Raw genomic sequence first — 18,750 nt, 5'->3', positions numbered from 1 at the left:
TTGTCGAATACCTACCACACTTAGCATTTAGTAAGACTTCTCCCCAATTTAGTAGGCTAATTCCTGTACATTGAATCAAAAAAGATATAAACAATTAGTAGAATGGCGATTTTCAAGCTTTCAAAAAGCAACAAGATAAAAAATTATTTTAATAAACGCTAAACACAATCGACATCGTATCCAGCTAACGATTTAACAGGAGTAATCAAATGCAAAAGCAAGAGGTCGAAGTTTTTAATTTTAATTTCGGAGAGTCTGTTCATAATCATGTACCAGAAAATGGTAACTACTATAAGATGGAAGAATATATCGATTTTATGAAATCGATTGAAGAAGACAATTCATCAGTGGACACTAACACCAACCTGATGTTAACCAAATTTCGAAAAATTTATTACGACTCATTTGGTTGGAATAAACTCCTCATCCCCGAAACAGCAAACATCGCGCCTTTCCCTGCCAGTTATTACACTCAAAAAATGCAACATAGCCATGAGGTTGTACTGTCTAATAACGATCTATACGATGTCGCACATATCTTTGCCATTTTAGACGCTAACAACCATAATGGCCCACTCACCCCCGTACCAGAAAGCATTATTGAAAAGCCAGAAATCTGGGATAAGATAAAAGATATAGTGCCTGTTGTTGAAGACCGATTGATGGCCTCTGGATGGCTTGGTGATTTATCAGAAATCACCGGAGAGTTTTTACTACAACATAAAATAACGGATCATCTTCTATCAAAAGCCAAACAACATGAGAAAAAACAAGACATCATTGATCAATTTGGTGCGTATTATAAAAACTTAGCCAATGTCGACGGTATGATCCTGGCAGGTAATGACAGCAGTAATAAGTATAATGGCCAGACGGTCTCTGACATATTTGAAAGTTTTTATGGTAATGGCACTCAAACTGGAGAGCGAGGGCAACTAAAATCGTCAATTTATTTACGCTTTGGTGAATCGATTGGTCTAGAAGGTTGGGATGGTAGCACATTCAAAAACAGTGAAGATTGGCTGAATAAACAAACAAAGAACCTACAAACCTGTACCGCTTTCTATTTTATAAAAATGAAAGGATTGAGTTTAGACATTCCTGCCATTACTCAAGAAAAACTGAAATCCGATCTAGAAAATTTTGTGAAAAATTTAAAAGAAGAGGATATCAGACAAGATTTCGCCACTTATGGTTTGAATATACTAAAAGACGAAAGTAAGTCTTTAGATCAAGATTTAAAAACGTTAATAACTTGCTTTTTAATCTGGAATGGCTGGTATAAAAACATATTATCCATAGATACTGTACTTACTTCTTATCTAAATGGACTCTCTCAGGCCATTATTAAAACACAAAAAAGTTAGCCTAGTAACTTTGAGAAATGTTAATGGGTTTTATAAAGACATATCGCCTTTAGTAAAGCCCTACATTTTCTTTTAGATAAAAGCATGCTGATAAACCTGCCAAATATCTATCTTTTTGGTAGGAATAGATTGATATAGCTGATCAAAATTAGTCTTAGTAGAATCGATTTCAATATCAGCTAATGTGATTTTCTTGAGAAGAGCAAATTTTGCAAGGTGCGATAATAAAATAGTTTGCAAATAATCATTCACCTTATCATCTGAATACAACCACCAGATATTTAATATCGAAGAAGTAATACGGCTAGTAATACAAGCCTTAATTGCCTTACCATTATGGATAACAAAACTAAAGTTCGGATCAAATTTTGATAGTTGTTGTACCCATAATACACTATCGTTTGACACAGGTGTCGACCAATAATGATCACGAGTATAGGCATTAATTAAAAACGCATTGATATCCAACGATAATTCCAACGCTTTTTCAAAATCACAAAGATAAAAGCCATTTTCTTCAAGCACTGAATAATCTGGTTGCTGCATTTGATCACAATCAAACACCATAGAATAACAATCAAGCCGTCTTTTAAAACCAACTGACTCGATAAAAGCTCTTAATCCAGTATTTTGCACATCTGCACCAAATTGAAAACCGAGCACATTGTTAGGCAATGGCTCTACAAGAAGTCGACGATATAGCATTGAGCCAATACCTTTTCGACGCTGGGCGTCAGCCACATAAACAAAAGGGCGGGCCCAATATGGATGAAAATTGTTAAAACTCACCCATGCAAGTCCAATAGGAACCTCATCAAAGCAAGCATAAAAAATCGTTTGCCCAAGTTCGAAAGCCTCCCTTATCTTTTTCTCCACAGACTCACACTCTAACAACCGCTCAACCTGAGCAATATCCTTAGCCACTTCAATTTGGCACATAAGATTCTGCATATGAGCACCCTATCCTTCTTGTTCCAACGTTAGACAGTAATCATGAAAACCAACTGAACGCCAAAAGCTTAGCCCTTTCAGGTTATTTATTAAAACATCTAAACGTAGTTTTTCTTGGTCCCAATAGCGCTTTTTTGCTAGCTCAAAGGCCTTTTTTCCGTTCCCTTTACCTCGAAATGATTGTGCAATAAAAAACTGTCTAATATAAATAAAGTCAGTGTCTTTGCGCCACAGTGTATAACCAATAACCTCATCGTTGAGTTCGAAAAGTGCTGCTGAATATTCCGATACAAGCCAGCAAGCCATTCGAGCTTTTAACTCTTTGACTGACATTGGATTGCTGTGTCCTTCGTCTTTTATAAGCTGGCAATTTAGTTCTGCCAGAATGTCTAAATCCTCTTCTTTTGATATACGAACCTTCATTTTTTGTCCTATTTACAATGTCTTTTATGAAAGATGTTATAGACTTGATGCTAGCGTGAAAACCAAAATGCTAATCAACGATACCCGTTCCCGACTTTACGCCTTATAAACATTAGGCAAATACCTATTGCTTCATGCTCTGACCCCCTCTTGGAATTACTTGATAATTGTCATTAACAAGCAAGTTTTTCATCATAGAGTTTGACTGCACTCGATGTGCTGAGTAGCTTGATTTAGTAGAGACCTTTGCTCGACTGCGGTGCGTTAAAAGGACTCTACTCATCTCTATTAGTCAAACACAAGGAAAGCAAAATGAAAGCTGCTCGTTTTTATGACAGAGGGGATATTCGCATTGAAGATATTCCTGAACCTAGTGTTGAGCCAGGTACAGTGGGCATTGATGTTGCGTGGTGTGGTATCTGCGGTACCGATTTACATGAATTTATGGAAGGGCCGATTTTTATTCCACCTTGTGGCCATCCACACCCTATTTCAGGAGAATCTGCCCCTGTTACCATGGGACATGAGTTTTCAGGTGTGGTTTACGCGGTGGGAGAAGGTGTTGACGATATTCAAGTCGGTCAACACGTCGTCGTTGAGCCTTATATTATTGCCGATGAGGTACCAACTGGGCCGGGTGAAAATTATCACCTATCGAAGAATATGAACTTTATTGGTCTTGGTGGATGCGGAGGTGGGTTATCCGAAAAAATCGCCGTAAAACGCCGTTGGGTTCATCCTATTTCTAATGACATTCCTTTGGATCAAGCCGCCTTAGTTGAACCCTTAGCCGTCGGTTATCATGCGTTTGTTCGTAGCGCGGCAAAAGCGGGTGATGTGGCGTTGGTCGGTGGCGGTGGCCCTATCGGTTTGTTATTGTCTGCCGTTTTAAAAGCTAAGGGCATCACGGTTATCCTGACTGAGCTAAGCGCTAAACGTAAAGAAAAGGCTCATGATACTGGTGTCGCAGATTATATTTTAGATCCAACCGAGGTCAACGTCACAGAAGAGGTGATGAAGATTACGGAAGACCGAGGTGTGGATGTAGCTTTCGAGTGCACCAGCAATAACAAGGTATTAGACTCTTTAGTTGAAAGCACAAAAGCAAAAGGGGCAATCGTTATTGTCTCCATTTGGAGCCATCCGGCAACTGTGAACGTTCACAGTGTGGTCATGAAGGAATTGGACGTTCGCGGCACCATTGCTTATGTTAACAACCATAAAGAAACCATTAAACTCGTGGAGGAAGGCAAGGTTAATTTAGAGCCCTTTATCACCCAGCGAATCGAATTAGATAACCTGATTTCCCAAGGCTTCGATACATTAATTCACAACAATGAATCGGCGGTAAAAATTATTGTTCGTCCATCAAAAGCATAAATAACATCACTATAAAGCCAGCAAGGGCTCAACAAGGTTGATCCTTACTGGCTTTTTAATCTAGTCTAAAAAAAGAGAATCGATACTCGTTCTTTAGATGAATAAAAAGCTGCAAGAGTTTTTCTCACCTGACGTTTGAGACTTTTAACAAGCTCAGCCCCTTATTTACTTCATATTTAAAATTGTTTGATGGGGAAAACTCTACAAAAAAGCCGATTCTGGTAAAACAAGAAACGGCTTTTTATCCAACTAATAAGTAATGCCAGCTAAGACTTATAATTTATCAATCTAGCATTTGAATGCAGGCCCTCAAATCATATAATTAAGCTTTATCCAACGCTTGTGATACGTCAGCAATAATATCGTCGATATGCTCAATACCCACCGAGATGCGCACTAGATCAGCACTCACGCCAGCTTTTTTAAGCTCTTCGTCATTCAATTGACGGTGCGTAGTAGAAGCCGGATGACATGCCAATGATTTTGCATCGCCAATATTGACCAAACGTAAAATCATATCAAGAGAATCAATAAACTTAGCACAGGCATCAATCCCCCCAGTGATACCAAAACTCAAAATACCAGAAGCTTTGCCCTTAGTAATTTTTTGGCAGGTTTCATAATACGGACTATCCGGTAAGGCCGCGTAGTTCACCCACTCTACTTTCGGGTGTTGCTGTAAATATTCAGCAAGGCGCTGGGCGTTTTCACAATGGCGATCCATCCGCAAACCCAATGTCTCCAGACCTTGTAAAATTTGAAACGCATTCATCGGCGAAATGGCAGAACCTGTATTACGCAGTGGCACGACTCGACAACGCCCTATATACGCAGCGGCGCCTAAGGCTTCCGTGTAAACTACACCGTGGTAGGAAGGGTCTGGTTCGTTAAGAATCGGAAAGCGTTTTTTGTTGGCAACCCAATCAAACTTGCCAGAATCGACAATAATACCGCCAATTGTTGTACCGTGGCCGCCGATATATTTAGTGAGTGAATGCACAACGATATCGGCCCCCAGCTCAAACGGGCGACACAGATAAGGCGTAGCGACCGTGTTATCCACAATCAAAGGAACACCGTGCTTGTGCGCTATCTCCGCCAGACGCGCAATGTCGACAATATTACCGGCTGGATTACCAATAGACTCGCAAAATAACGCTTTGGTATTTTCGTCAATCGCGTTTTCAAACCCCTCAAAATCATCATGCGACACCATACGAACGTCCACACCTTGGCGCGGTAGTGAGTGCGCAAACAAATTATACGAACCGCCATACAACTGGCTGGTACTGACAATATTGTCACCCACTTGCGTAATACACTGAATCGCATAGGTAATAGCCGCCATACCAGACGCCACAGCCAGCGCCGCAATACCACCTTCCATCGCAGCCACCCGTTTTTCCAACACATCAGTGGTTGGGTTCATAATGCGGGTGTAAATATTACCTTGTACGGCTAAATTAAACAGATCAGCACCGTGCTGAGTATCATCAAAGGTATACGATGTGGTTTGATAAATAGGAACAGCGGCCGCTTTGGTGGTTGCTTCGGACTTATAGCCTTCATGAAGTGCAATGGATTCGAGTTTCATAGTGTGTCTCGTTTAAAATTATTGTGGTTATATGACTAAATAACAGCGGTATGTGTGATTAAAAACAACCGCCAAGATCGACAGAGTCTAGTGTAAACCTATCATAACAAGCATAAAGGCGTTAAGCCAAAAACGAACCTAATAAGTTTTTCAACATGTGCGGTTTGGAATGAAGACGTCACCGCAATACCGCCGCAGTGGCTGGCCTTGTGAAGGTTGATGTCCATAGGCTGCTAAGCCAGACCAAGCAGTTCACTTACTTCACCTTTTTTGTTAACGGCTACCATTCCTTGATCTCAAGGTTCGGCCACCTCTGTTTAAAGCTACGATTCATTGTGTCGTAGTTTTCTTTACTCATCGCCGTTTTATTTGGTCGAATTATCATGTTGGCTTGGTCTTCTAAACCAAAGGGAGCAAAGACATCCAAAACATCATCGACTAAACGAATACCAACGGCAAAACAAGGAAGCCACATGCGTATTCCATCTTCCGACTCTTTCAGTGGCTCTATGTTATTGCCAAACTTTGCACCATACCATTCATGGACGTTAGCTTGGTTTTTTACATCAACAGGCATCAAGTAAGTTTTTCGAAAGTCGATTTCCGCTTCATACTCCTTCTCAGATCTCGACATTTTTTGATCAAAGTAAACCACATCAAAGTCTTTCACTTTATAAAGTGGATCATTCCCCAACTTTCGATTCCAGACGGCCTGTGTTACAGAGCCTCCTGCTAAATAATGATTTGGCAGCTTGATTTCATTTAGTATTGTTAACAATTCCATCATTTCTGGAATATTAGAAATGGTATCGACTAAGTACTTCTCTCTCATAGCCATTCCGTATTTTGTCTTTGCAAATTAATTTATTAGGCATTTGACTTTAAAAAGTCGCCATCAATGATCAACAAGTGAACACCATTCTCTGTTACCGAACGATGGGAGCTTAAATCATCTGACACAATATACGACATGCCTTTACGTAAAGTTGAGCGGCTTCCATCTTGAAGCTCATTTACCACTTCACCTTCAAGACAGTACACTATGTGACCTTTTTCACACCAATGGTCTGCTTTATAATTTTTTGAATATTCTACGTATCTGACACGTAAACCGTCGAATTGCAAAGTTTGCCAATACGCAATTCCAGTTTCTCCCTTATGCTCTGTTCGAGGAACGTTTTTCCAGTCTATCGTTTGAAAAGGAATGTTTGAGTTTTCCATTATTACTCCGGTTTAAGGCTGCCTACAGCTTGTGGCATTGGAGAGGAACGAGCCTTGTATCCACACCAGTTTTATGCATTATCTCGTTGATTTGTTTGTAAAAGCCTAATAGGCTCGACCTTTTTCTTTACTAGGCTTTCCTTACCACTAGTTTCACGATCAATGACGAAGATTATTACTTCTGCCGATATTCTTACCTATTGATACTAAAAAGCGGATCATATGCCGGGGCTGAAACCGCTTAAACGCTTGCTATGCCTTGCCACTCGGTTGAAAGAACTGACATTAAAACCTTGTCAACGAACTCGCCGTTACGAAAGCCAGATTGACGCATTACACCTTCATGTTGGTAGCCAGCTTTTTCATACGCTTTTACCGCGCCAATATTTTGAGCACTTGCTGTCAGCTGCACTCGATGTAAACCTAGCGTCCGAATAGCATAATCAGTCACGACTTTTGTCACTAACGTTCCGATGCCTTTTCCCCAATACTCTTTTTCGCCGATAAGAATGAAGAATTCACCACTTCGGTTTAAGGAGCTTATGGCAGATATTCCTGCGTAACCAATGAGCTGATCACTCTTTTTGCTACATAAACCAAATGAGACATTTTTAGCCGACGAATTAACGGTTGAAAGCCATTTTTCTATGTCTAATTTTGACTGTGGATACGCATAAGAAGAGAGGCTATATAACGTCACTTCACGGTCACAGGACCATTTATAAAAAAACTCGCTGTCAGTTGGCTCAAGTGAACGTAAGTAATAATGTTCTAATTCTAACTTCATGATTTATCTTATAAGTTTCGACCAAGATATAACACCAAGCACACAGATAGCCTTTACAGAGAAGCGCCGTAAAGGCTATCTGTGTGCCGAAAGTTCAATATACTACCTAGGTATATTGAACCTTTTGCTTAATGATCCGCAATAGCCACTATCGTTTTTTTCATTTTCGTCTTGGTCAAGACTCGGCACATGTTAGGTTTTGCTCTATGTTATGACACATTTTTAACCTCAATAAGGTTAGCGTCTTTCTTGGCAGCAGCATCATCAATTAATCCGTCAATTTTTCTCATATTTTCGAGCTGGGCCTGGAGTTGCAATGAAAGCTCACTCAGTTCAGTGGCAGAGAGGGAAGTCTCTTCCGCAGACGCGGCCGTCGAGTGAATCACATCATCAATTTCTGACATCCCCTGATTGACCTGGCTCAATCCCATCGCCTGACTTTGCGATGCCTTATCTATTTCTTCGATGGTGTTGGAGATAGTTGACACGTGCTTAACAATCTCACTCAATGCACTCACACATTTTTGTGATATTGCATTCCCCTTTTCGACATTTGCTACTGATGACTGAATATACTGCGCCGACTCGCTAGCGGCCTTTGTACTTCGTTCAGCAAGCGACCTGACTTCATCGGCCACCACAGCAAAACCGCGACCCATTTCGCCTGCCCGAGCGGCTTCAATGGAAGCATTAAGTGCCAGTAAATTCGTCTGAGAGGCGATATCATCAATGACATTAATAATGTCACTAATGGCTTCACTTGAGCCATTAATTTCCTGCATCGCTTGCTCAAGTTCTCTTATTTCATCGGAGGCCATGGTCGCAGCACGCTGAGCCTCAGACGAAACAGCACTCGCTCCTGATGCACGCTCAGCATTGTCATTGGCCTGACTAAGAATCTCATTAAGCGAACGGCCAATTTGAGTAATAGAGGTCGCTTGCTGAGTCGACCCGACTGTCAAAGCATGGCTGGCAACATTAAGGTCTTTTGCCCCAGTTGTGAGACTGTCGCTAATGGCATCCACATCTTTGTACACCGCTTTTAATGCAACCTTTTCTGATATCTCCTGTACATATTCAACATGACCTATCTCTTTACCATCTAATCCATTAATGTAAAAAGTATCTACACGAAAATCTTTCCCCCACTGGTGAAAGAAAGTATACGGTTTGCCTTTTCTTAAACAATTCACACCACAATCTTCAGTTTTACAGATATTTGCTCCCCAATTTGAACATTGCTGTCCGACTACATCCGCTCGTTTTACTCCCAAGGGATCGGTAGCCGCTCGATTGACAAATGTCCATTTCATATCCATGTCGGTAACAGAAAGTGGATTTGGGACCGAATCAAGAATCTGCTCATAAAAGTTGAATTTCTCCCTTGCTAAACGCTCCATCTTTATCAGACAACCTCCCCCCACCGCTATTGCTACAACCAAAATAAGCAGGTTTGTGTTTTCTATCACGAATAGTGAGGCAAGCACTATAGAGACAATGTTCATACCTAATGCCAGCCGGTAATATTTCTTCATATTCCTTCCTCTGTAGGCTACTCACACAATGAGTATAGAGTTAATACTAGGCTACATTGACGAGGTTAATGAGTAATGATGAGTAATAATTAGTAATAGCTAGATGAGAAGGTGCAATGAAATAACGATTTACCGAAGAGTTTAAGAGGCTACTACGGACACTACCTCGGGTTGGAGCGTTGGAAGTAGCTATCTGAATAGCATTAACATAGTGTTTGCCTCGCCTACTCAGAGAGTTTGGAGGCATATAAATAATCACGTTATTTTGATCTGTCCAAAATGCTCTTTAAGGTATCAATCGATTCATTTCTACAGCTTCAAATGGTGAACCGCTAGATAGCTCAACTTTTTCCCTACCAACTTCTTCGAATCCAATTTTTTTAGAAAGGAACCATATCTACACTATGTTTTCCAATTAAAAAGGCCACAATCTGTGGCCTTTGCAAAATTCGAAAACTTATTTTAAAAGCTTTTCTAAAGCCGCGGTCAGCGCTGCCATCTCTGCGTCTGTGCCAATGGTAATCCTCAAGTGGTTACCAATTCTTGGCTTCTTACCAAAATAACGCACCAAAATCCCCTGCTCTTTTAATGACAGGTAAATCTCTTCTGCGTCTTTGTTTGGGTGAGTGGCAAACACAAAGTTGGTAGACGATGGCACAATTTCAAAGCCAAGGGCTTCTAGGTCTTTTACCGATTGCTCTCGGGTCGCGATGGTTTTCGCGCAAATGTCTTCTAGGTAAGATTGGTCTTCCACAGCGGCCGTGGCGCCAGCTAAGGCAATACGGTCAATAGGGTAGGAGTTGAAGGAGTTCTTCAAACGTTCTAGCCCTTCGATCAAGTCAGGATGGCCCAACGCATAACCCACTCGAATCCCAGCCAAAGCACGAGATTTCGACAAGGTTTGCACGACTAACAGATTAGGATATTGGTTGATTAAGGTGGTCGCACTTTGTGCCCCAAAGTCCACATAGGCCTCATCCACCAATACCACCACGTCTGGATTGGCTTTTAGAATATATTCAATATCCGATAGCGGCAGAGCTTTACCCGTTGGCGCATTGGGGTTGGTAACCACCACACCAGACACATCTAGATTGTCGTAATCCGCTGGGACAATATCAAATGTTTCGCTTAGAGGAATCAGTTTAGGTTCGATGCCGTATAAGCCCGCGTATACTTTGTAAAAGCTGTAGGTAATATCCGCAAACGCTAAAGGTTTACCGTCTGCAAAGTAACCCATAAAGGCCAAGGCCAAGACTTCGTCTGAACCGTTCCCAACAAACACTTGGTTGATATCGAGTTGGTAGTTTTTTGCTAAGGCATTTTTCAATGTCATGCAATTTGGGTCTGGGTATAGACGTAAACGCTCACTGACTTCTATAGCCATGGCATCTAAGGCTTTTGGAGAAGGAGAGTATGGACTCTCGTTGGTGTTTAGCTTGATGTACTTTTTGTCTTGCGGTTGTTCGCCTGGCACATAAGGGTCAAGAGAAGCAATTTTATCTGTCCAAAAACGACTCATATCAATAACTCTCCACTTCTTCTCATAAAGGGGTCAGAGCCCTTTAAAAGTAGATACTAGATAAGGCAAATCTTGTTATCAGTTAAAGGGCTCTGACATCTTCTAACCTCTAAGAATTCTTTAAGAGTTTTTTTAAGGGAACAGGGACATTCCCTCGCTCCTCTTCTTTGGAGTATATTTCACAAAGTCGACTTAGTTCGACTTCATACATATATTTGCATTCTTCATAGTCATCACTATCTGTCGTATCCGATTGAGCAAGCAAATCATAATACCGAATAGCGTCTTCTAAAGCCTGAATACAGACAAATATACTTCTAATATCAGCGTCTAACATTGCTCTGTACCTTTATTTTTATCTTCGCATTGATTGCTAGCTGATCTAGAGCAGACAGAAAACTAGATACAGTCATATCAAAGTTAGGGGATATTGAATAATGCCAACTCTTCTTTTTGGAAATATAATGATCTTTTGTGATAATAAGTTCATGAGGAACAACTGTACCTGCAGGAATGACGACATAATCCCAGTTTTTATGTCCAAAAAGGCCATTTTTGTCAGAAAGAGATGTCCCTCTACTCTCTTCAGACTTAACATACTCTATACCGTCTTTCATATATGTTGATACATCAGCTAACCGAATACGTCCGTTTGGTAAGATTTTTTCTTTTAAGTCAGGGTAAAGAGGATTTCCTACTTGAAGCTCTGATTTATTGACCGCTCTCCAAAGAGTAAGCGATACATCAGAACGATATATTTTTTCCAACTCACCTCGACCAATAATAATTTCTTCCAAAGTAACCATATCAACTCCCTGTTTTGTTAAATATAAAAACCCTTAGTGAAACCAACCTTAATTTATGCAAAAACCTCTGAGGAAAGTGTCCCGAGTATAATATAAAAAATAGCCAGTAACACAAGCTGCTATCGCTGGCTATTCAAACTTTCTTTGTGGCTGTTTAGATATATAACCTCGGATTAGTCCTGAGGCTTCATATGTGGGAACAACAACACATCACGGATAGAAGGCGCATCCGTAAACAACATGACTAAACGGTCGATGCCAATCCCTTCACCAGCGGTGGGTGGTAAACCGTATTCTAGTGCGTTGATGTAGTCCGCATCGTAATGCATAGCTTCGTCATCACCGGCGTCTTTTTCCGCTACCTGACGCTTGAAACGTTCTGCCTGATCTTCTGCATCATTCAACTCCGAGAAGCCGTTGGCGATTTCACGACCACCAACGAAGAATTCAAAACGGTCAGTAATAAACTCGTTATCATCGTTACGACGCGCCAGTGGAGAGACTTCCGCTGGGTATTCCGTGATGAAAGTCGGTTGATCCAATTTGTGTTCAGCGGTTTCTTCGAAGATTTCCGTCCAAAGTTTGCCTAAGCCCCAAATAGGTTTCACATCGATTTTCAGTTTCTTCGCCACTTCTGTCGCTTTTTCAACGGTTTCCAGATCCGCCGCGGTTAGTTCTGGGTTGTAGTGAAGGATGGACTCAAGCATGGTCATACGAACAAATGGGGCTCCAAAGTCATACTCAGCCCCTTGATAGGTCACTTTTGTTGTACCCAACACTTTCTCTGCCACGGTACGCAGCATGTCTTCCGTCAGATCCATAAGATCTTTGTAGTCAGCGTACGCTTGATAGAATTCGATCATAGTGAATTCTGGGTTATGGCGAGTCGATGTCCCTTCGTTACGGAAGTTACGGTTGATCTCAAATACGCGTTCAAAGCCACCCACAACCAAACGTTTCAAATAAAGCTCTGGGGCAATACGCAAGTACATGCTCATGTCCATCGCGTTATGATGGGTAATAAATGGACGAGCCGTTGCTCCACCTGGAATGGTTTGTAGCATGGGCGTTTCCACTTCCATAAAACGACGATCTTCCAAGAAGCGACGAATAGTAGAAATGATTTTTGAGCGCACTTGGAAGGTGTCACGAGATTCTTCGTTCACAATCAAATCCACATAACGCTGACGGTAGCGCATTTCCATATCAGACAAGCCATGATGCTTGTCTGGTAGTGGTCGTAGGGATTTGGTGAGTAATTGTGCTTCTTGCATATCGATGTACAAGTCGCCTTTACCTGATTTGTGCACTGGGCCTGAGACACCAATGATGTCACCCAAGTCCCATGTTTTTTGCTCCGCTAATAACTCTGGGCTGAGCGCTTTACGATTCACGTAGGCTTGGATTTGCCCCGTCATGTCTTGCAGCAACATAAAGGCACCACGGTTACGAACGATACGACCCGCGATGCTAACCTTATGATCCTTTTCTTCTAGATCTGCTTTTTCAAACTCGCCAAACTCTGCTTGAAGGTCAGCTGCGTAAGCATCGCGACGGAAAGAGTTAGGGAAAGCATTACGCTGTTCACGGATAGCCGCCAACTTAGCACGACGCTCCGCTACTAAGCGGTTATCATCAGATGGTGCGGTAGGTTCTGTTGTCTTTTCGTTAGCCATGGTTTGATATTGCTCTTTATAAATGTTTAAAAATAAATAAGTGCTAGCGCTTTACAGGCCTTGTTTTAAGCTTGCAACGATAAATTGATCTAGATTGCCATCCAGAACAGCACCTGTATTAGAGGTTTCTACTCCAGTACGCAAATCCTTAATACGTGACGCATCCAGTACATAAGAACGAATCTGACTGCCCCAGCCGATATCAGACTTACTGTCTTCTAGAGCTTGCGCCGCTTCGCTGCGCTTCATCATTTCCAACTCGTATAACTTTGCGCGCAATTGTTTCATCGCGAAGTCACGGTTAGCATGTTGCGAGCGCTGGTTTTGACACTGTACAACGATACCTGTTGGCACGTGAGTAATACGCACCGCAGAATCGGTGGTGTTAACGTGCTGTCCACCCGCACCGGATGAACGGTAGGTATCAGTACGCAAGTCGGCTGGATTAATATCGATATCTACGTTATCGTCAATTTCAGGAGAAACGAATACAGACGCAAACGAGGTATGGCGACGGTTACCCGAATCAAAAGGTGATTTACGCACCAGACGATGCACACCCGTTTCGGTACGTAGCCAACCGAAAGCGTATTCGCCTTCAAAACGAATCGTCGCCGATTTAATACCCGCGACATCGCCTGCGGAGACTTCCATTAACTCCACTTTGAAGCCTTTATCTTCGCCCCAGCGAAGGTACATACGCAACAGCATGTTTGCCCAATCTTGGGCCTCTGTACCGCCAGAACCTGCTTGAATGTCCAAAAAGGCACTGCTTTCATCCATTTCTTTGGAGAACATGCGGCGAAATTCCAACTTAGCCAGTAAAGCTTCTAGGTCAGCCAGTTCAGATTGCACCGCGTCAACAGACTCGCTGTCGTCTTCTTCCACGGCGAGATCCAGTAGTTCTTTGGAGTCGTCGATGCCACTTTCCATGTTATCAATGGTTTCCACCACGACTTCAAGGGCAGCACGCTCTTTACCGAGCTTTTGGGCATAATCAGGATCGTTCCAAACATTTGGATCTTCCAGTTCGCGGTTTACTTCTTCTAGTCGTTCTTTCTTTGACTCGTAGTCAAAGATACCCCCGAAGGGTTAAAGTACGTTCAGAAAGGTCTTTTATCTTAGAAAGTATCGGGTTGATTTCCATATTTGCGTCAATTTGCTATAAACAGAGTGGATAAATGTGATTCGCAATTGTAACGAATTTAACCGCAGCATAAAATGCCATTCGCTACCCAATGATGGAAAAACAGACCATTTTATGGTGGGCCTTGCTATCAAATGGAGTCAATATGGATAAACCAACGGTTTCAGTCAATATACTTGGGCAAACTTACAACATAAATTGTCCGAAAGGGCACGAAGCGGATCTGAAAGAAGCCGCTGAGTATCTCAATATGCAAATGCGCGAAATCAAAGCCAGTGGAAAAATCATTGGCCTTGAAAAAATCGCGGTGCTTGCCGCATTGAATATTACTCACGACATGCTTTCAGGCCGAAAATATGCGCGTTCTAATGAGCAGCAGCTGCGAGAACTGACGTCACAGCTTGATGCTGCGCTTACGCATCAAACGAAAGTGGGTTAAAGCGGCTTACTCTTTAATCAACTTTGCTTCATGCAAGAGCGAGAACACGAATTTTCCTCATACAGCCGAGACAGCAAGTGTGAGCATGGGATGATTTTCCTCATCGCTTACTCTATACTTCACTTGTTTCCTGGGTTGTTCGAGGCGGCTTAACGCCCTTGAGCCTATGAGTAATACCCCGGACGGAGACTGTGGGTTCGGTGAGCATGTCCGTGCGTCGGAAAGCCTAAAGAGCCTCAGATCCATCCACCTTGAACCACTGGGTTCAAGGCCAATAGTCGAAACGGCAACTTGGGAAACTCTTTTATGCCTTCAGCAGTAGATTTTAGACAAACGCTACGTCGTCAACTTCGTCAAGCACGCAGACATTTAAGTACAACAGAGCAATCACTGGCCGCAGAAGCCCTAGTGAAAGCGTATCAGGGTCTTTCCTCTGCTATTAACATAAGCGATGGCAAAAACATTGCTTTGTACTTGACCAATGATGGCGAAATCTCCCCCCATATACTATGCGAGCATCTTTGGTCACTCGGCCATAACATTTACTTGCCCGTTGTCAAAGAGCAATCTCTGGATTTCGCTCACTATACCCAGCAACATTTAGATGATGATACCCTGTGGCATGAAAACCGTTTTGGTATTAAAGAACCCGTTGACGTTTCTCCAATATCTGGCTTTGAAATGGATTTGGTATTTTTACCTTTGGTTGGCTTTGATGACCAAGGGGGGCGTTTGGGTATGGGCGGTGGGTTTTACGATCGCACATTCGCCAATAAGTCGGAGCAAGCGAAGCCCTTGTTAATAGGCCTCGCTCACGATTGCCAGCAAGTGGCGAGCTTGCCAATGGAAAGCTGGGATATTCCACTCGACGTCATCATGACTCCCACTCAATTAATCAGTATTACTAACCATACACAGACAGATTAAAACGCCATATCGTAACCAATAGAAAAATAGGCACTTCGTGGTATGGAGTGCCCATTGTATTCGGTTGTCCCCGTTGAAACGGCAACATCTAAATTTAAACGGCGGAAAAAGGTCAGACCCCCAGTCACGTATTTTAATTGACTACCCACGAGGTTCTCCCGATAACCCACTCGAAAACCTGGTGCGATCAAGTTATCGCTAAAGAAAGATAAAGACGCCACCGCCCAGCGGTACTTATCCCCAACGGGGTCTTTAACACTGTTTAAATCATAGGATCCAGCCAATATCCATTGGCGATTTCGTGAGGTAATGGCTCCATCAATGGTACTTTGTGTTTTCATCTGGTAGGTTTCAGATAAATCCAACTTACCCTTTCCAGAAAACACCACAGCAGCATTACAACTTGTTAACTTTGAACCTGATAAATTGGAGCAATTTCCAAGGTCAGCATAATCAAATTTTGGTTGATTAATATTGGCAACTGTAGCCCCCAGCTGATAGTGATTACTCACCCAGATAGCACCGATATCGATCCCTACATTGGAACTCGAATGCTGATCACTAAACAGGGAGTCAGTAAATACTTTACTGGCATCATCATTTTCATCAGTTAAAACAACTAATGAACGACCTAAAGAAATTCTATGTAGATTGGCTTTTACGCCACCAATTAATTCACCGTAATTCGTTCTCAGTACACTCTGGCTGTAACCCAAGCCCAGTCGTAAATCCGTTGCTTTTTTGACGTAAAACGAAGTGTCTGATTTGATCTTGTAGGTGGAGCCAGTTTGTTCAGCAACGATATCATCAGCTAATACATTCGCTCTTCCCAAAAAGGAAGCGCTAGCATCTATTATAAACGCGCCACGGGTATTGGTTTTATAGATAAAGGGCATAAAAGGGATTTGACTACTGCCCGCTACTTTTATGTAAGCTGTACTTGCCACATCTCTAACAATCGAGTTTGCTTTGGCTATCGCCGCATCAACCTCAGCTTGTGATTGATAGTCCGTACGATTTAACAGGCTCTCTAAATCATCGACCTTATCCGTCAAATTCCCGACTTCTCCCAGCTCGTAGGAGAGACCAACCGGACCAAGCAACCCCAAACGAACATTTTGCCCAGAGGACACACTGCCCATCAAATAAGGCGCAGCAGGATTTGATAACGACGTCGACAACGCACGAGGATTGATCACCCCGCTCAAAGTATAACTTGACCCCACAGGCAAATAGACAGGCATAGCCGCCATTGTTAACGAACTAAACAAAGCCCCAAACATGCTGATGTAAATTTTCATAAACCAACTCTTCTCAAACTAAATTTAAACAGGCATAACAACAAGAAAAACCAGCCTACCTAACTCTAAATACATACAATTTACTGACAATATAAGAGTTTCTGACTATTTTTTTGATAATTCTGCAAAAAATATGTACAAACTACTCATCGACACAAAGCAGGGATGACTTTAGAAAGAAAATAAAAAACCATCCAAAACATGGATGGTTTTCAGAGTATCGAGAAGGTAAAAGGGAGAGTTTGTTACTTTCTAAGGCTAAGGGACGACTTTCCAGAAAGTATAAATATAAGAGGCTGTCATCTAGTTGAGGCAATATGCTTACGCAATGCATCAAGATCATCTTGCGTATCCACACCATGGGGAGGTAAACCAGACGCTTGTGCCACTTGCACCTTGATCCCTTGATGAAGAAAACGCAGCTGTTCCAGTTTTTCCCACTTTTCCAAAGGCGACATAGGCAAGGTTGCGTACTTCGCCAATAAGCTGGCACGGTACACATACAAGCCAATATGACGCATAGCAGGAAAGTCTTCTGCTAGCGAACTTTCATTAGTAGCGTTATCCATAAAACCATTACGATCCCATGGCATAGGCGCGCGGCTGAAATACAAGGCTCGGCCTTGCTCATCACACACAACCTTTACCACATTGGGATTGAAGAAGTCTTCCGCATCATGAATTTTACATGCAATGGTGGCCATTTCAGACGCTGTGTCTTGTGCCAACGCGTCAACAGTCGAATGTATCAGCTCAACAGGTAATAAAGGCTCATCCCCTTGCACATTTACGATGATTTCATCTTGCTGCCAGCCCATTTTTTCCGCCACTTCCGCAAGGCGTTCGGTACCATTTTCATGATCATCTCGCGTCATGACAACAGGCGCGCCAAAAGATTGAGCAGCTTGATAAATCACCTCATGATCGGTGGCGATGGTGACAGTTTTTGCGCCAGCATTCAGGGCGAGCTCATATCCCCATTGTAAAACGGGCTTCCCCCCTAAATCCGCCATTAACTTTTTAGGAAACCGCTGAGACGCGTAACGGGCTGGAATCACGATATGAAATTCAGGTAACTCAGCGTGGCTCATTTTTTCTCAAACTCCGGTTGTTGCGCCCATTCATAGGCACTTTCTAACGACATTCGCGTAGCTAAAATCACGTCTGCTACTTCTCGCGCCACACCTTGGCCAGCCGCTTTTGTCAGTACAAAATGACTATGACGCTGAACAAGCACATGGGCATCCGCTGGACAAAACGCCACTCCCACTTTGGGCATGACTTGCAGATCGATTACATCATCCCCCACATAAGCGGCTTGCTCTGGTGCCACCCCAAGAGCTGAGGCAATCTCATCAAACGCTTCGGCCTTATTATGACAACCGGGGTAAAAGTGCACCACCCCAAGGTCGCTCATCCGCTTACGTAAGGGGGCCGAATCTTTTGCAGTAATCACCGCCACATCGATACCCCACTTAGGCAACAGCTTCATAGCCACACCATCTTTGACATTAAAGCGTTTTACCTGCTCTCCAGCGTCTGCGTACCATAAGCCGCCATCGGTGAGGACCCCGTCCACATCAAACACGACCAACTTCAGCCCTTGCAGCATACTCACAAGGGACTTGGCGTCTTGCAACGATGGATAACCTGCGAGAAAGTTCTCATCCATGA

Annotated in this window: 19 protein-coding genes and 1 other RNA gene; 5 read left to right on the top strand and 15 right to left on the bottom strand. The window is 42.6% G+C overall.

The window, feature by feature from the left end; translation table 11 throughout:
* The first annotated feature begins 209 nt into the window (after window positions 1–209).
* Entirely contained in the window at window positions 210–1,367 is a 1,158-nt protein-coding gene (locus MSP8886_RS12210) for a hypothetical protein (protein ID WP_067016791.1), read from the top strand.
* Between the two features lie 72 nt (window positions 1,368–1,439).
* Here the strand turns inward: MSP8886_RS12210 and MSP8886_RS12205 are convergent, their stop codons facing one another.
* Both MSP8886_RS12205 and MSP8886_RS12200 read right to left on the bottom strand, forming a co-directional pair.
* Entirely contained in the window at window positions 1,440–2,318 is an 879-nt protein-coding gene (locus MSP8886_RS12205) for a GNAT family N-acetyltransferase (protein ID WP_067016789.1), read from the bottom strand.
* A 9-nt stretch (window positions 2,319–2,327) separates the two neighbouring features.
* Window positions 2,328–2,741 (bottom strand): GNAT family N-acetyltransferase, encoded by a 414-nt coding sequence (locus MSP8886_RS12200; protein ID WP_067016787.1) that lies wholly within the window; start codon window positions 2,739–2,741, stop codon window positions 2,328–2,330.
* A gap of 312 nt (window positions 2,742–3,053) precedes the next feature.
* Between MSP8886_RS12200 and MSP8886_RS12195 the strand changes: the two genes are divergently transcribed.
* Window positions 3,054–4,121 carry a 2,3-butanediol dehydrogenase gene (locus MSP8886_RS12195; RefSeq protein ID WP_067016785.1) on the top strand — a complete coding sequence of 356 codons (1,068 nt, stop codon included), beginning with the start codon at window positions 3,054–3,056 and terminating at the stop codon, window positions 4,119–4,121.
* A gap of 322 nt (window positions 4,122–4,443) precedes the next feature.
* Here MSP8886_RS12195 and MSP8886_RS12190 read toward each other — a convergent pair whose 3' ends face one another.
* The 10 genes from MSP8886_RS12190 to prfB all read right to left on the bottom strand — a co-directional run bounded on the left by MSP8886_RS12190 (window position 4,444) and on the right by prfB (window position 14,409).
* Window positions 4,444–5,715, bottom strand: coding sequence for an O-acetylhomoserine aminocarboxypropyltransferase/cysteine synthase family protein (locus tag MSP8886_RS12190; protein ID WP_067016784.1), 1,272 nt, complete (start codon window positions 5,713–5,715; stop codon window positions 4,444–4,446).
* Between the two features lie 280 nt (window positions 5,716–5,995).
* On the bottom strand, window positions 5,996–6,547 hold the full coding sequence (locus MSP8886_RS12185) for a nucleotidyltransferase family protein (RefSeq protein WP_067017126.1): 552 nt from the start codon (window positions 6,545–6,547) through the stop codon (window positions 5,996–5,998).
* Window positions 6,548–6,582: 35 nt separating this feature from the next.
* Window positions 6,583–6,936, bottom strand: coding sequence for a DHCW motif cupin fold protein (locus tag MSP8886_RS12180; protein WP_067016782.1), 354 nt, complete (start codon window positions 6,934–6,936; stop codon window positions 6,583–6,585).
* 241 nt (window positions 6,937–7,177) lie between these two features.
* The gene (locus MSP8886_RS12175; RefSeq protein ID WP_067016780.1) at window positions 7,178–7,723 is read right to left on the bottom strand and encodes a GNAT family N-acetyltransferase; all 546 of its coding nucleotides are present in this window, start codon (window positions 7,721–7,723) and stop codon (window positions 7,178–7,180) included.
* A gap of 209 nt (window positions 7,724–7,932) precedes the next feature.
* Window positions 7,933–9,258: a methyl-accepting chemotaxis protein gene (locus MSP8886_RS12170; RefSeq protein WP_067016778.1), complete on the bottom strand. Its 1,326-nt coding sequence runs from the start codon at window positions 9,256–9,258 to the stop codon at window positions 7,933–7,935.
* 457 nt (window positions 9,259–9,715) lie between these two features.
* The gene (gene hisC / locus MSP8886_RS12165) at window positions 9,716–10,780 is read right to left on the bottom strand and encodes a histidinol-phosphate transaminase (protein ID WP_067016776.1); all 1,065 of its coding nucleotides are present in this window, start codon (window positions 10,778–10,780) and stop codon (window positions 9,716–9,718) included.
* 109 nt (window positions 10,781–10,889) lie between these two features.
* Window positions 10,890–11,117 (bottom strand): hypothetical protein, encoded by a 228-nt coding sequence (locus MSP8886_RS12160; RefSeq protein WP_067016774.1) that lies wholly within the window; start codon window positions 11,115–11,117, stop codon window positions 10,890–10,892.
* A complete protein-coding gene (locus MSP8886_RS12155; protein ID WP_067016772.1) occupies window positions 11,104–11,586 on the bottom strand; it encodes a Tse2 family ADP-ribosyltransferase toxin in 483 nt (160 codons plus the stop codon). The genes MSP8886_RS12160 and MSP8886_RS12155 overlap by 14 nt, the downstream gene beginning before the upstream one ends.
* A gap of 173 nt (window positions 11,587–11,759) precedes the next feature.
* Window positions 11,760–13,262, bottom strand: coding sequence for a lysine--tRNA ligase (lysS, locus tag MSP8886_RS12150; protein ID WP_067016770.1), 1,503 nt, complete (start codon window positions 13,260–13,262; stop codon window positions 11,760–11,762).
* Window positions 13,263–13,313: 51 nt separating this feature from the next.
* Window positions 13,314–14,409 (bottom strand): peptide chain release factor 2 gene (prfB, locus tag MSP8886_RS12145; RefSeq protein ID WP_139063140.1). Its coding sequence is split into 2 segments (ribosomal slippage): window positions 13,314–14,336 and window positions 14,338–14,409, totalling 1,095 coding nucleotides; the frame shifts between segments, so codons are not numbered across the junction.
* 145 nt (window positions 14,410–14,554) lie between these two features.
* Between prfB and MSP8886_RS12140 the strand changes: the two genes are divergently transcribed.
* The 3 genes from MSP8886_RS12140 to MSP8886_RS12130 all read left to right on the top strand — a co-directional run bounded on the left by MSP8886_RS12140 (window position 14,555) and on the right by MSP8886_RS12130 (window position 15,775).
* Window positions 14,555–14,848, top strand: a complete 294-nt coding sequence (locus MSP8886_RS12140; protein ID WP_067016769.1) for a cell division protein ZapA — start codon at window positions 14,555–14,557, stop codon at window positions 14,846–14,848.
* Window positions 14,849–14,972: 124 nt separating this feature from the next.
* Window positions 14,973–15,150, top strand: a non-coding RNA gene (gene ssrS / locus MSP8886_RS12135) — 6S RNA.
* 4 nt (window positions 15,151–15,154) lie between these two features.
* The gene (locus tag MSP8886_RS12130; protein WP_067016767.1) at window positions 15,155–15,775 is read left to right on the top strand and encodes a 5-formyltetrahydrofolate cyclo-ligase; all 621 of its coding nucleotides are present in this window, start codon (window positions 15,155–15,157) and stop codon (window positions 15,773–15,775) included.
* Here MSP8886_RS12130 and traF read toward each other — a convergent pair.
* The 3 genes from traF to MSP8886_RS12115 form a co-directional block, all read right to left on the bottom strand.
* Complete coding sequence (gene traF / locus MSP8886_RS12125) at window positions 15,772–17,076, bottom strand: conjugal transfer protein TraF (RefSeq protein WP_067016765.1); 1,305 nt, start codon at window positions 17,074–17,076, stop codon at window positions 15,772–15,774. The two genes, MSP8886_RS12130 and traF, sit on opposite strands and share 4 nt — an antisense overlap.
* Window positions 17,077–17,375: 299 nt before the next feature.
* Window positions 17,376–18,167, bottom strand: a complete 792-nt coding sequence (kdsB, locus tag MSP8886_RS12120; protein WP_067016764.1) for a 3-deoxy-manno-octulosonate cytidylyltransferase — start codon at window positions 18,165–18,167, stop codon at window positions 17,376–17,378.
* Window positions 18,164–18,748, bottom strand: a complete 585-nt coding sequence (locus MSP8886_RS12115) for a KdsC family phosphatase (protein WP_067016762.1) — start codon at window positions 18,746–18,748, stop codon at window positions 18,164–18,166. The genes kdsB and MSP8886_RS12115 overlap by 4 nt, the downstream gene beginning before the upstream one ends.
* Window positions 18,749–18,750 lie beyond the last annotated feature (2 nt).

The sequence above is a fragment of the Marinomonas spartinae genome (assembly GCF_900089775.1).
GTDB lineage: Bacteria > Pseudomonadota > Gammaproteobacteria > Pseudomonadales > Marinomonadaceae > Marinomonas > Marinomonas spartinae.
Note: the sequence above shows the minus strand (reverse complement) of the source record. Positions and strands in the feature narration are given on the sequence as shown.